14 protein-coding genes and 1 pseudogene are annotated in these 12576 nt (G+C 71.1%); 4 read left to right on the forward strand and 11 right to left on the reverse strand.

Features of this window, described 5'->3' with window-relative positions; genetic code table 11:
• Window positions 1-264: 264 nt before the first annotated feature.
• Window positions 265-1845 carry an OpgD/OpgG family glucan biosynthesis protein gene (locus ACS5RC_RS07525; RefSeq protein ID WP_478343199.1) on the forward strand — a complete coding sequence of 527 codons (1581 nt, stop codon included), beginning with the start codon at window positions 265-267 and terminating at the stop codon, window positions 1843-1845.
• Between the two features lie 30 nt (window positions 1846-1875).
• Here the strand turns inward: ACS5RC_RS07525 and ACS5RC_RS07530 are convergent, their stop codons facing one another.
• From ACS5RC_RS07530 to ACS5RC_RS07565, 8 genes and pseudogenes are all read right to left on the reverse strand, one after another.
• Window positions 1876-2055: a hypothetical protein gene (locus ACS5RC_RS07530; RefSeq protein WP_478343200.1), complete on the reverse strand. Its 180-nt coding sequence runs from the start codon at window positions 2053-2055 to the stop codon at window positions 1876-1878.
• Between the two features lie 142 nt (window positions 2056-2197).
• Window positions 2198-2488 carry a hypothetical protein gene (locus ACS5RC_RS07535; protein WP_478343201.1) on the reverse strand — a complete coding sequence of 97 codons (291 nt, stop codon included), beginning with the start codon at window positions 2486-2488 and terminating at the stop codon, window positions 2198-2200.
• Window positions 2485-3957 (reverse strand): glucose-6-phosphate dehydrogenase, encoded by a 1473-nt coding sequence (gene zwf, locus ACS5RC_RS07540; protein ID WP_478343202.1) that lies wholly within the window; start codon window positions 3955-3957, stop codon window positions 2485-2487. Before zwf ends, ACS5RC_RS07535 begins: the two co-directional genes overlap by 4 nt.
• A 390-nt stretch (window positions 3958-4347) precedes the next feature.
• Window positions 4348-4530: pseudogene (locus tag ACS5RC_RS07545) on the reverse strand (hypothetical protein); the annotation flags it as partial.
• A 226-nt stretch (window positions 4531-4756) separates the two neighbouring features.
• Window positions 4757-5041: a hypothetical protein gene (locus ACS5RC_RS07550; protein WP_478343203.1), complete on the reverse strand. Its 285-nt coding sequence runs from the start codon at window positions 5039-5041 to the stop codon at window positions 4757-4759.
• Entirely contained in the window at window positions 4929-5414 is a 486-nt protein-coding gene (locus ACS5RC_RS07555; protein WP_478343440.1) for an RNase A-like domain-containing protein, read from the reverse strand. Before ACS5RC_RS07555 ends, ACS5RC_RS07550 begins: the two co-directional genes overlap by 113 nt.
• A 15-nt stretch (window positions 5415-5429) precedes the next feature.
• Window positions 5430-5762: a hypothetical protein gene (locus tag ACS5RC_RS07560; RefSeq protein ID WP_478343204.1), complete on the reverse strand. Its 333-nt coding sequence runs from the start codon at window positions 5760-5762 to the stop codon at window positions 5430-5432.
• A gap of 246 nt (window positions 5763-6008) precedes the next feature.
• Window positions 6009-6851, reverse strand: a complete 843-nt coding sequence (locus tag ACS5RC_RS07565) for an SDR family NAD(P)-dependent oxidoreductase (protein WP_478343205.1) — start codon at window positions 6849-6851, stop codon at window positions 6009-6011.
• Between the two features lie 167 nt (window positions 6852-7018).
• Between ACS5RC_RS07565 and ACS5RC_RS07570 the strand changes: the two genes are divergently transcribed.
• On the forward strand, window positions 7019-8632 hold the full coding sequence (locus ACS5RC_RS07570; protein ID WP_478343206.1) for a L,D-transpeptidase family protein: 1614 nt from the start codon (window positions 7019-7021) through the stop codon (window positions 8630-8632).
• A gap of 206 nt (window positions 8633-8838) precedes the next feature.
• Window positions 8839-9372 (forward strand): Dps family protein, encoded by a 534-nt coding sequence (locus ACS5RC_RS07575; RefSeq protein WP_478343207.1) that lies wholly within the window; start codon window positions 8839-8841, stop codon window positions 9370-9372.
• 72 nt (window positions 9373-9444) lie between these two features.
• On the opposite strand, the gene ACS5RC_RS07580 is transcribed toward ACS5RC_RS07575, so the two are convergent.
• Genes ACS5RC_RS07580 through argJ form a run of 3 tightly spaced genes read right to left on the reverse strand, consistent with a single transcriptional unit; the run spans window position 9445 to window position 11854 of the window.
• Entirely contained in the window at window positions 9445-9870 is a 426-nt protein-coding gene (locus ACS5RC_RS07580; RefSeq protein WP_478343208.1) for a (deoxy)nucleoside triphosphate pyrophosphohydrolase, read from the reverse strand.
• Window positions 9867-10607 carry an SIMPL domain-containing protein gene (locus ACS5RC_RS07585; RefSeq protein ID WP_478343209.1) on the reverse strand — a complete coding sequence of 247 codons (741 nt, stop codon included), beginning with the start codon at window positions 10605-10607 and terminating at the stop codon, window positions 9867-9869. The genes ACS5RC_RS07580 and ACS5RC_RS07585 overlap by 4 nt, the downstream gene beginning before the upstream one ends.
• Window positions 10604-11854 carry a bifunctional glutamate N-acetyltransferase/amino-acid acetyltransferase ArgJ gene (argJ, locus tag ACS5RC_RS07590; protein ID WP_478343210.1) on the reverse strand — a complete coding sequence of 417 codons (1251 nt, stop codon included), beginning with the start codon at window positions 11852-11854 and terminating at the stop codon, window positions 10604-10606. The genes ACS5RC_RS07585 and argJ overlap by 4 nt, the downstream gene beginning before the upstream one ends.
• Before the next feature lie 272 nt (window positions 11855-12126).
• Between argJ and ACS5RC_RS07595 the strand changes: the two genes are divergently transcribed.
• The gene (locus ACS5RC_RS07595; RefSeq protein WP_478343211.1) at window positions 12127-12549 is read left to right on the forward strand and encodes a response regulator; all 423 of its coding nucleotides are present in this window, start codon (window positions 12127-12129) and stop codon (window positions 12547-12549) included.
• Window positions 12550-12576 lie beyond the last annotated feature (27 nt).

Below are 12576 nucleotides of genomic sequence, written 5' to 3' on the forward strand. Positions count from 1 at the left end.
TCGAGGGACCGAATGAGCGAGGACGCCGATGAGCGGAGCGAGTGGCAGGGCGAGATGCAAAGCCGGCCCGACAGCCGGACCCCGCCGCAGCAGGACGGCCCTCGGCTCGGCAGTTCGGTTCCCCCCTCCCGTCGATCCGTTCTTCGGACGGCCGCGACCGTGTTAGCCGGTGCGCTTGGTCCTAGCGCCATCGACCTGAATGTCGCCAGAACGATGGCGGAGGACGCGCGCGGGACTCCGGGCGGCCCCGCCGGCGCCGGTCCGATGACCTTCGCGGGCGTCGTCGCCGAAGCCGAGCGGCTGGCCGCCGCGCCCTACGCGCCGCCGGCCGAGGATCTACCCCCGGCGCTCGCCGCCCTGACCTACGACGGCTATCGCCGCATCGTGTTCCGGCCTGCCGAGAGCCTGCGCCTCGGCCGGCACTTCAGCGCCCAGATGTTCCACCGCGGCTTCCTGCAGCGCAAGCGCGTCCGGCTGTTCGTGCAGCCGCGCGACGGTGGGCCGCGGCCCGTGGCCTACGATCGCCGCCTGTTCGCGTTCGGCGCGGACCTCTCCGGGCGCGACGTCTCCAGCAACGGGCTGGGGGAGGCGCCCTTCCCCGCCGATCTCGGCTTCGCGGGCTTCCGCCTGCACTACGCCGCCACGGACACGCTGCCGAACCGGCCCCCGGGCTTCCAGGAGGAGTTCCTGGTCTTCCTCGGCGCCTCGTATTTCCGCCTGCGCGGCGAGGGGCAGGAATACGGGCTCTCGGCCCGCGGGCTCGCCATCGGCACGGGGGCGCCGGAGGGCGAGGAATTTCCGGATTTCGTCGCGCACTGGATCTGCGAGCCGGAGCCGGAAGCCCGCGTCATCACCGTCCTGTCGCTCCTCGACAGCCCGAGCGTGGCCGGCGCCTACCGCTTCGAGATCCATCCGGGGGATCCCGCCCGCATCGGCGTCACCGCCTCGCTCCATCCGCGCCGCCGGATCGACCGGCTCGGGCTGGCGCCGCTGACCAGCATGTTCCTGCACGGCCAGAACGGGCCGGGCGCACGGAACGCGCAGCCCTTCGACGATTTCCGGCCGCAGGTGCACGATTCCGACGGGCTCGTGGTGCGCACCCGCGCGGACCGGCTCTGGCGGCCCCTCGTCAACGGGCGGGCGCAGCCGCAGATCTCGGCCTTCCGGGCGGCGCCCCTCGCGGGCTTCGGCCTGATGCAGCGGGAGCGGAGCTTCGCGGCCTATCTCGACGTCGAGGCGCGCCACGAGGCGCGGCCCGGCCTCTGGGTCGCGCCGGCGGCGAGCGCGCCCCGGCCCGAGATGGTCGCGGCGGGCGCCTCGCCGCGTCCCCCCGCGCCGGGCGACGCCTTCGCGGACGGGGCGGTGCAGCTCTTCGAGATCCCCTCGCGCGAGGAGTACATGGACAACATCGTGGCGGCCTTCGTGCCGGCCGCGCCCGCCGAGGCCGGGCGCCCGCTCGAGGCGGCCTACACGCTGACGACGGTCGGAGCGGAGCCGGTCGCGGTCCTGCCCGGGGATCTCGCCCGGGTGGTCTCGACCCGGGTCGGCTCCGCCGAGCGCCTGCGCCCGACCGAGCCGCCGAGCCCGCAGCGCCGGCTCTACGCCATCGATTTCGCGGGGCCGGACCTGCCCGCGGGGCCGGACGAGGCCGTCACCGCCGTGGTCTCGGCCAGCGCGGGCACGATGGTCGAGCCGGTGGCGGCGCCGATCCCGCAGACCGGGGGCTGGCGCATCTACGTGGAGTGGCGCCCGCCCGCGGAGATGCCCGCGGGCGACGTCGTGCTGCGGGCGCATCTCGCCCGCGGCGGCCGGCCGATCAGCGAGACCTGGGACGCCCCGGCCTGAGGCCGGCGCGGCGGGATCCGGAGCGCCGGATCAGGCGCTGCGCTGCTCCCGCTCCAGCCGCTTGCGCAGCCGGCTCGCCGCGTGGATCGCGCCGAGCCGGCGCCGGGCGGCGTGGACCGGCGGCGTCTCGCGCTCGGCCTCGGCCGCGGCGATCACCCGGAGGGCGGCGGCGACGGAGCGCTCGAGGTGAGCGAATTCGGGATCGGACATGGTTGCGTGGCCCCTCGACCGGGCGACGCCCTCTGGCGGGGCGATCGGCCGTGGCGCCAGGATCGGGAGCCGCCGGGGCCGCATCAAGGACGGGGCCGGGCAGGATTGCGGCAGCTTGGCCGTTGGAGCGGGCCGTGCGTCCTCAGGGGTCGCTGCGGCCCTCGCTGAAGGGATCGACGCAGCGATAGCCGACGAAGCAGTTCGGCACGTCCCGCGTCCGCTCGTAATCGGGGCGGGTCGATGTCTCGATGGTGCAGAAGCCGACGTCGCGCACGATGCGCTCGTAGGTCATCGGGCCCGTCGAGAGCACGATGGCGCCGGCCCGCGCCACCAGGGCGCCGGCCTCGGCGCAGGTGAGATCCGTCGTGCTCGGGCGCGGCTGGGCCTGGGCCGGGGCCGCCGCCAGGAGGATCAGCAGGATCGTGCGTCTCACCGCAACTCCTCGTGCCAGGTCCGCCCGTCGCGCTCGATCAGGGCGATGGCGGAGGTAGGCCCCCAGGTGCCGGCCGGGTAGGGGCGCGGCGCCTCGGGCCGGTCGGCCCAGGCCTTGAGCACGTTGTCGGCCCAGGCCCAGGCCGCCTCGACCTCGTCGCGGCGCATGAACAGGGTGGCGTTGCCGCGCACCACGTCCATCAGCAGGCGCTCGTAGGCGTCGGGGTAGCGCTGCTTGAAGGTCTCCTCGAAGGAGATGTCGAGGTTGGTGGGCCGCAGCCGCATGCCGCCGGGCCCCGGATCCTTGGTCATCACCTCGAGCTTCATGCCCTCCTGCGGCTGCAGGCGGATGACGAGGCGGTTCGGCTCGCGGCCGAAGGATTCCTCGGGGAAGATCGAGAAGGGCGAGGCGCGGAACTGCACCACGATCTCGGAGAGCTTCTGGGGCATGCGCTTGCCGGTGCGCAGGTAGAACGGCACCCCGGCCCAGCGCCAGGACTGCACCTCGAGCTTCAGGGCCACGAAGGTCTCGGTCCGGCTCGGTCCGTCGAGCTCGGTCAGGTAGCCCTCGACCGGCTTGCCGTCGACGGCGCCCGCCGCGTACTGGCCACGCACGGTGACCTGCTGCACGTCGTGGGGGGTGATGGGCTTCAAGGCGCGCAGCACCTTCAGCTTCTCGTCGCGCACGGCGTTGGCGTCGAGGTTGAGCGGGCTCTCCATCGCGGTGAGGCAGAGGAGCTGGAGCAGGTGGTTCTGCAGCATGTCGCGCAGCGCTCCCGACTTGTCGTAGTAGCCGGCCCGGCCCTCGACGCCGACCGTCTCCGCCACGGTGATCTGCACGTGGTCGATCACGTCCGCGGTCCAGAGCCGCTCGAAGATCGTGTTGGCGAAGCGGAGCGCCAGCAGGTTCTGGACCGTCTCCTTGCCGAGATAGTGGTCGATCCGGAAGATCTGCTCCTCGGGGAAGACCTCGCCCACCGCGTCGTTGATCGCGCGGGCCGATTTGAGGTCCTTGCCGATCGGCTTCTCCAGCACGACGCGCGACTTCTCGCCGATCAGCCCGTGGCTCGCGAGGTTGCGGCAGATCGAGCCGTAGAGGTCGGGCGAGGTGGCGAGGTAGTAGGGCCGCACCTGGTCGGGCCGCTCGGCGAGCTTGGCGGCGAGGTCGTCCCAGCCCTCCTCGCCCGCCCCGTCCACCGCCACGTAGTCGAGATGGTCGATGAAGCCGTCGAGGGCGCCCGCCCGGATGTCCTGGGGCGGCACGAAGCGCTTGATCGCGTCGCGGGCGCGCTCGCGGAACTCCTCCGCCGAGATCTCCGTGCGCGAGGCGCCGATGATCCGGCTGGTGCCGGGGATCTGCCCGTCCTGGAAACGGTAGAACAGGGCCGGCAGGAGCTTGCGCGTCGTCAGGTCGCCGGTGGCGCCGAACACGACGCAGTCGAAGGAGGCGACGGGGATGATGGTGGCCAAGGGCGGCTCCCGGGGTCCTGAGGATCGGCGGCGCCGGCACCCGAGCCGACCGGTTCGACGCCGACGGGATTATACCCCTGCAGGAACCTCGCCAAGACGGATCGGCCACGCCTCATCGTGCGCACCGGCCCGTCCCCGGGCGCTCATCCGGGGATCCCCGAGGGACCGGTCCCTTGGGTGGGGTTTTCAGGGGCAAGGCCCCTGACTCTGTCGCGACGATCACGCGGGGCTCCGCCCCTCGGTCCGGCCGAAGAGATGATGCCCTGAAAACCGGATCTCTTCGCTCTCGTGGGAACGACATCACACGTCCGGTAGCGGGCTTTGCGGCAGCTGGCCTTGCACATGCCGATCTGCGGTATCCCGGATCATTGTGTAAGAGGCTCTATAGATTTATTTATCTCGAAAATAGACATCCGCGGGCGAATCGACCCAGATATCCTCGAGTTCTTGATCGCTCAGATTTTTGGCGCGTAAATCATCTATAAAATCTCTGATCTTGAGAGCGGTTTCTCTGCTACGATAGGATACGATGAAAACTACAATCTCTTCCCAGCTATCTCCGAAAATGTAAAAATCCTGATGAAATCTCTCACAGAATTATTTCCAATCGGAATTCATTTCCTTTTCCTTATGTGCGGAAATGCATCTGATTGAATGTCATCCTGATCGCCATCATTCCTCGGATAGGCCGTGATGATGCGAAAGCCTCTGTCCACCGAGCGATCATGGACTGTGAAGACGCCGACGCCAGAGGCCGTCCTCACGCGGATGGGCGTATCAACCCGTGCGCAGGACAGCATCACAGGTCGCGCATGGCACTTACCCTTTTGGGCAGAACGCCTCGCACATGCTGGTCTGCCGTATCACAGATCAGCTTGTAGAAGGCTCTGTAGCCATCCTTGCTGGTCGAATAGATATGGGCGGAAGAATAGGACCAAATATCTTCGAGTTCCTGATCGCTCGAGTTTTTTTCAAGCAGATCGGTGAGAAACGCTTTGACCTCCAGGGCTTCTTCTTTGCATGATGTATCCGATAATATATTCCCATGTGTATCCATAAATATGGACGTAGAGATGAAATTCACCAGTAAACTCCTTCCAAGAAGGATTCATCTTTATCTCCTTGAGATCAAGGTATGTGCTCGATTTATTTTCTCCTTCGTCATCATCATTCATCGGAAAAGCCGTAATGATGCGAAATCCCCTCTCCACCGAGCTATCATGGACTATGAAGAAGCCCACCCCATAGGTCGTCCTCATGCGGATGGGCGTATCCTTCGGGATGCTCACGGCCTCTCGACCGGTCGGATAGCCGAAGCGCGACTTGAGCCAAGCCTCAGCCTTCGACCCTTCCGCGACCCGTCGAACGGCGTCTTTATTCTTCTCCAGACTCTCCCGGATGAAGGTTCTTGCAGACTCGATCGAATCGAAGGATCCGTCCCTTCTATGTGGTAAGATCGGCGGTAGTAGACCTTACAGCCCCCGCCGGTAACTGTCCGCGACGCGCTCGATCATCTCCGCGTCGGTCTTGCCCACATGCCGATCGACGATGTGGCGGTTGAGGTAGGGATCCTTGGCAAGCTCCGCACCGGAGATCCGATCCCGTTCCCGGCCCGCGGCAGGCTGGATCAAGGAATCGTTGCCGGCCCATTGTCCGCCCTCCCGGGTGCCGGCCGGGACCCGCGGCTGGAGCGGGTTGAAGACCTTGAGCGCCAGGCGCACGCGGACGAGCTTCGCCTCGACATCGAGGGCGGCGAGCTGCCAGCGAAGCGCATTCAAGGTGGCCGCCGGCAGAATCTCACGCATGGCGATCCGCTGGTGCGAAAGCCACTCAAGGTAGTCCATTCTGCCTGGATTGTCAATATATTCTTATCGAACGCGCCCTGGGCCGACCGTCCGACTCAGCAGGACCGCTCAGGCCGCCCGGACGACAGGCCCGATCTCCAATCCGCGGAGTCCGGACGGCGTGGCCCCGGATCGGATCCGGTGTCTCCGCCGATCCGGGAACGCCTCCCGGCGCCGAACGGATCGCCCGGGGAGAGGTCCCGCGCGTCAGCGCCCCGCCGAGAACGCCCCGAACGCCTCCGCGTGATCGGGGTGCCAGCGCGACAGCGCCGGGCGGTTCTCGATGATGTCCCCGGCCGCCCAGGCGATGCGCTTGGCGTCCTGCGCCCGGGTCGTCTCGTTGTCCGGGCAGAGGATGTAGAACTCGTCCCGTGCCAGCCGCTCCAGCAGGAACGCCACGGTCTCGTCGGGCGTCCAGGCGCCGGCGGGCTTCTCGGCGACGCCGCGGGCCTTGGTCAGCCCCGTGTAGACGAAGCCCGGGATGAGGAGGTGGGCGCTGGTGCGGCAGCCGTCGCGCCCGCGCAGGTCGTGGGCCAGCGCCTCGGTCACCACCTTCACCCCCGCCTTCGAGACGTTGTAGGGCGTGTTGCCGGGCGGCGTGGTGATGCCCTGCTTGGAGCCCGTCACCACGATCGCGCCGGGCTGCCCGCCCGCGATCATGCCGGGGGCGAAGGCCTGGATCCCGTTGATCACGCCCCAGAGGTTGGTGTCGAGGATGCGCGCCCAGGTCTCGGGTTCCGAGAACAGCGTGCCGCCGGCCTCGATCCCGGCATTCAGCATCACCAGGGCCGGGGCGCCGTGGCGGAGGACGGCGTCGCGCAGGGCCTCCATGGCGGCGCGGTCCGAGACGTCGGTCGCCACCGCCCGCACCTCGATCGCGGCGAGCGCCGCCACCTCGGCGCGGGCGCTCTCCAGCTCCGCGCCCGGCAGGTCGGCGAGCCAGACGTTCATGCCGGCCTGCGCGAAGGCCCGGGCGGCGGCGCGCCCGATGCCGCTCGCGGCCCCCGTCACCACCGCGTCGCGGCCGGGGCTGATCGCAGGGTGCTGCATGGCGGGTCCTTGTCCGATGGCGTGTCCGGGCCTGAGGGTGGGGCGCCGCGCGCGCTTGTCGAGGGCGGGACGGCGAGGGGGATCGGGCCGGTCACCGATTTGGTAACCATCGGGGCGCATCCTCCGCCCCGGTCCGCGAGCGGGCCGGACAGACCGGGGTTCTGCGTATGGTCTCCACGTTCGCGCGCGCGGCCATGCCGCCCCTGGCGCTGCTGCTCGCCCTCGCGCCGGCCGCCGCCGAGAGCCAGCCGCCGCTGCCCCCGGAGGCGATCCCGGCCCAGGGCGCGCTGCCGGTGGTCCAGAGCCCGGCGCCCGCCCGCGCCGCCGAACCCTCCGCCCGGATCGAGTCCGCCAGGGATGGCGTCCGAGCGGATGGCGTCCGAGCGGAGCCCGCCAAGGTCGATCCGCCGAAGGCCGACCCGCTCAAGGGCGAGCCCGCGAAGGGCGAACCGGCCAGAGGCGACGCGGCCAGGGGCGACGCGGCCAGGGGCGATCCCGCGAAAGCCGAGCCCAGGAAGGCGGAGGCGACCCGGCGCAAGGAGCCGGCGCCGCTGGTCTACGCCCAGGTCTCGGCCGACCCGACCCCGACCCTCACGGCCCGGACCTTCCTCGACACCCTGCGCGCCGCCGAGCGCTACCAAGCCTTCGCCGAGGCCGGCGGCTGGGAGCCGCTGCCGGCCGACCTCGTGCTGAAGCCCGGCGCCGGCCACCCGGCCATCCCGTCGCTCCGCCACCATCTCACCCTCACCGGCGACCTGCCGGCCGACGCGCCGCCGAGCGACCGGCTGGACCCGCCGCTGATCGCCGCAATCACCGCGTTCCAGGGCCGCCACGGCCTGCCCGAGACCGGCCTCGTCGGGCGCCAGACGCTCGCGGCGCTCAACGTGCCGGCGAGCGTGCGCCAGCGCCAGCTCGCGGCCTCGGCCCAGCGCCTGATCGGCTCGACCTTCGCGTTCGGCGACCGCTACGTGGTGGTCAACATCCCCTCGGCCGTGGTCGAGGCGGTGGAGAAGGGGCAGGTCGTGCGCCGCTACGTCGCGGTGGTCGGCAGCCCCGACAAGGCGACCCCTTCGGTCGAGACCCGGATCACCGACATCAACTTCAACCCGACCTGGACCGTGCCGGTCTCGGTGGTGAAGAACGAGATCATCCCGCGCATGCGGAAGGAACCGGGCTACCTCGCCAAGAACCACATCCGCATCCTCGGCCCCGGCGGCGTCGAGGTCGACCCGACCACCCTCGACTGGAGCACCAACAAGGCGGCGAACTACACGCTGCGCCAGGATCCGGGCTTCGACAACTCGCTCGGGCAGGTGCGGATCGACATGCCGAACCGCCACGCGGTCTACATGCACGACACGCCCTCCAAGTCGCTGTTCGGGCGCAGCATCCGCTTCCACAGCCACGGCTGCGTCCGGGTGGGCCAGGTGAAGGAATTCGTCGGCTGGCTGCTGCAGGGCAGCGAGGGCCCGAACGGATCGGGCTCGTCCTGGGGCCCCATCGAGATCGAGACCGGCATCGCCGACGGCGAGCGGCGCGACATCAAGCTGCCCAAGCCCGTGCCCGTCACCTTCGTGTACCTGACGGGCTACGCCACGCCGGACGGCCGCACGCATTTCCGCGACGACATCTACGGCCTCGACAGCCCGGCCGCCGCGCCCGCCGAGGTGCCGACCACCGGCACGATCCGGCCTGCCGTGTTGCCGGCCGCACCGTCGGCCGCCAAGACGCCGCGGGACCCGGCCGGCGGCAAGCCGGCGGCCCGCCCGACCCGTCCCTGAGCGGTCCGCGCGGGGCGCGGTGGCGTCCGGCACCTTAGAACCTCTCCAAGCTGTGCGAGGACCGCGACCCGGCCATGCAAGCCGGGCGCGCGGAGGAACAATCGCTGTCACCGCTCATTCTGCCCGGTGAGATGCCGGACGCCTCCGCGCCATGTCGCGAGAGCCCGCGTCGGTAGAGACATCCGAACAGACGAACGGAGACCCCCATGGCCAAGGCCAACCCCGTCAGCCGCATCGGCAGCGACCGCCTCAACACCCCGACCGACCTCGACCCGAACGACGTCAAGAAGATCTCCGAGGGGCTCACGGTCCTGCTCTCGGACCTCTTCGCGCTCTACATCAAGACGAAGAACTTCCACTGGCACATCAGCGGCCCGAACTTCCGCGATTACCACCTGCTCCTCGACGAGCAGTCGCAGCAGATCTTCGCGATCATCGACGCGGTGGGCGAGCGCGCCCGCAAGGTCGGCGGCACCACGCTGCGCTCCATCGGCCAGGCCAAGACCCTCTCGCGCGTGCCGGACAACGACGCCGAGTATGTCGGCCCGCTCGAGATGCTCAAGGAGCTGCGCGACGACAACAAGGCGCTCACCGCCCACATGCGCGAGCTGCACGAGGTGACCGACGAGGCCAAGGACGTGGCGACCACCAGCCAGCTCGAGGAGTGGATCGACCAATCCGAGGAGCGCACGTGGTTCCTCTACGAGGCCACCCGCAACGCCGAGGCCGGCGGCCACTAGAGCCATCCCTCCGCCACGAAGCGGATCGCGTCGAGGCCCTGCATCCCGGGATGCGGGGCCTTTTTCGTGTTCTCAGGGCCCCAGCAGGTCCACCAGGAACGGGATCAGCGGCGCGTCGGCGGGCGGCATGGCGAGGTCGCGCAGCGACCCCGGGCGCACCCAGCGCAGCGCCTGCCCCTCGGCCGGGCGCGGCGTGCCCGACCAGCGCCGGCAGACGTAGAGCGGCATCAGCAGGTGGAAGTCCGGGTAGGCGTGGCTCGCGAAGGTGAGCGGAGCGAGGCAGGGCTCCTCCACGCGGATGTCGAGCTCCTCGGCGAGCTCGCGGATCAGCGTCTCCTCGGGCCGTTCGCCCGCCTCGACCTTGCCGCCGGGAAACTCCCACAGCCCGGCGAGCTGCTTGCCGGCCGGGCGCTCGCTCACCAGCACGCGGCCGTCCGCGTCGACGAGGGCCACCGCCACCACGAGGAGGAGGCGCAGGCTGCCCGGCTCCGCGCTCACGGCGCCACCGCGAACACGGCCGAGACCTCGGCGGCGATCTGGATTGATCCCGCGGCCAGCGGGACGGCGGGCCCGGGCGCCTTGGCCGCCATCGCCGAGCGGTACGCCTGCGGCGGCGAGAAATCGTTCCCGGCGTGTCCGGCGTTCAGGCGGCAGAGGGGCCCGAGGGCCACGCCCGCCGCGTCGGCCAGCGCCGCCGCCCGCCTGCGCGCATCCTGCGCCGCCGCGACCTCGAGCGCGGCCTGCGCCGCCTCGGGATCGCGCAGGCCGAAGCCGATCGCCTCGATCCGGTTGGCGCCCGCCCTCAGGGACCGCCGCAGCAGGTCGCCGAGCCGGCCCATCTCGGCGAGGCGCACCGTCACGGTGTTGCTGGCCCGGTAGCCGTCCGCCTCGTTGGTGACCGCCCCGTTCGGGCGCACCACCTCGCGGGTCGCCCGGTTCAGGCTGAGCGCCGCGGTGCCGATATCTTCATCGGGCACGCCGAACTCGCGCCCCAGGGCGAGGATGCCGGCCACCGCCTTCGAGGCGGCGTCCACGGCGGCCGCGGCCTCGGGGGCCGTCGCCTCGACGCCGAGCGTCACCGCGGCGAAATCCGGGACCCGCGTCGCCTGGGCCCGGCCGCTCACGCTGATCTGGCGGTCGCACGGCCTGTCCGCGGGCCTGTCGCCCGCCCGGTCGTCGGCTTGCGCCGGAAGCCCGGCGGCGAGGAGGGCGAGGCCGGCGAGCGCGCCCCTCACGAGCGGTAATCCCCGTTGATCTCGATGTAGCCCTTGGTGAGATCGCAGGTCCACACGCGGGCCTCCCCGGCCCCGAGCCCGAGATCGGCCCGGATCGTTACGTCCTGGGCCCGCATCACCGCGCTCGCCGCGTCCTCGCTGTAATCGGGGTCCCGCGCGCCCGCGACCGCGACCCGCACGTCGCCGAACCAGATCGCGAGGCGGTCGCGGTCGGCCGGCTCGCCGGCCTTGCCCACCGCCATCACCACGCGGCCCCAATTCGCGTCCTCGCCCGCCACCGCGGTCTTCACCAGGGGCGAGTTGGCGATCGACATGGCGATGCGATGGGCGGAGGCGTCGCTCTCGGCGCCCGTCACCCGCACGGTGACGAACTTGCGCGCGCCCTCGCCGTCCTTGGCGACGAGCTGGGCCAGCTCGATCAGCAGGTCGTCCAGCGCCGCCCGGAAGCCCGCGAGCCGCGGGTCGGCCGCGTCGGCGGGCGCCGGGTTGCCGGCCTGCCCGGTGGCGAACAGCATCAGGGTGTCGGAGGTCGAGGTGTCGCCGTCGACGGTGACGCAGTTGAAGCTGCGCGCGGTGCCCTGCGCCAGCAGCGCCTGCGCCACGGGCTGGGGCAGCGCCGCGTCGGTGAAGACGAAGGACAGCATCGTCGCCATGTCGGGGGCGATCATGCCCGCGCCCTTGGCGATGCCGTTGAGCGTCACCGGCACGCCGTCGATCGTGGCGCTGCGGGTGGCCTGCTTCGGGAAGGTGTCGGTGGTCATGATCGCCTGCGCGGCCGCGGCCCAGGCCTCCGGGCCGTCCGCGGCGCGCCCCGCGCAATCGGCCAGCACGCCCTCGAACTTGCGCGCGTCGAGAGGCTCGCCGATCACGCCGGTCGAGGCGATGAACACGTCGGTCTCGGTGCAGCCCGCGGCCTGCGCGGCGATGCGCGCGGTGAGCGCCACGGCGTCGCGTCCGCGCGCGCCCGTGAAGGCGTTGGCGTTGCCCGAGTTGACGACGAGGGCCCGGGCGGCGGCGGCCGGCAGCGCCTCGCGGCACCAGTCGACGGGCGCCGAGGGGCAGCGCGAGCGGGTGAACACCCCGGCCGGCACCGTGCCGGGCTCGAGGGCCACGTAGAGCACGTCGGTGCGGCCCGAATAGCGGATCCCCGCCTGCGCGGTGGCGAGGCGGACGCCGCGGACGGCCGGCAGCGCGGGCTGCGTCGCGGGAGCCAGCGGCGAGACGGGGGGCGGATTGGCGGATGACAACGAATCGATCTCCGGCTGACCCGCGGTCTGCGCGCGGCGGGCCGGTGTTGCCCCGCGGGCCTCGGCGCCGTCAACCGCCGATGGCGCGGCCGCAGCGTGACGGAACGATCACGTCCGGTCCTGCCTCGTCCTTGGGCAGACCCGGATCCGATTGCGGCACATTCGGGGCGGAGGGCTTGTGCAGGCGCGGCGTCTCAGCTTAGCATGATGCAATGCAACGCGAACACGACGTCGAACGCGGTGCTCAGCGCGCCGTTCTCGGATCCGCTCTGATGAAGCCCGTCGTCCCCCCGCGGGGATGCTACAGGGTTCAAGTGCTCGTCGCCGGTCGCCAGAAGCGCTGGCGGGACGAGATCTCCGCCCAGGTGCGCCGGGCCGGCTATCAGGTGACGACCTGCGACAACGGCGTCGACGCGATGACGGTGCTGGCCCTCGGCCTGCCCGTCGACGTGCTGGTGGTGGACGTGGCGCTCCCAGGCCAGCTCTGCTGCGCCCGGCTCGCCCTCGAAGCCCGGGCCCTGCGTCCGAGCCTGCGCATCGTGCTGGCGAGCGACACCACCGAGGCCGCCACCCGCGAGGCCGTCGCGATGCTCCCCGACGCGCTGATCGTGCCGAAGGATCCGCGCGAGGGTGCCGTGGCGGCGACGGTCCGCGAGGCGCTGGCCGGCTCCACGGAGGCGGGGCGCCGCAACTGAGCCCCGTGCCGTCCCCCGGCGGGCGGC

The organism is Methylobacterium sp. HJ2 (assembly GCF_056431005.1).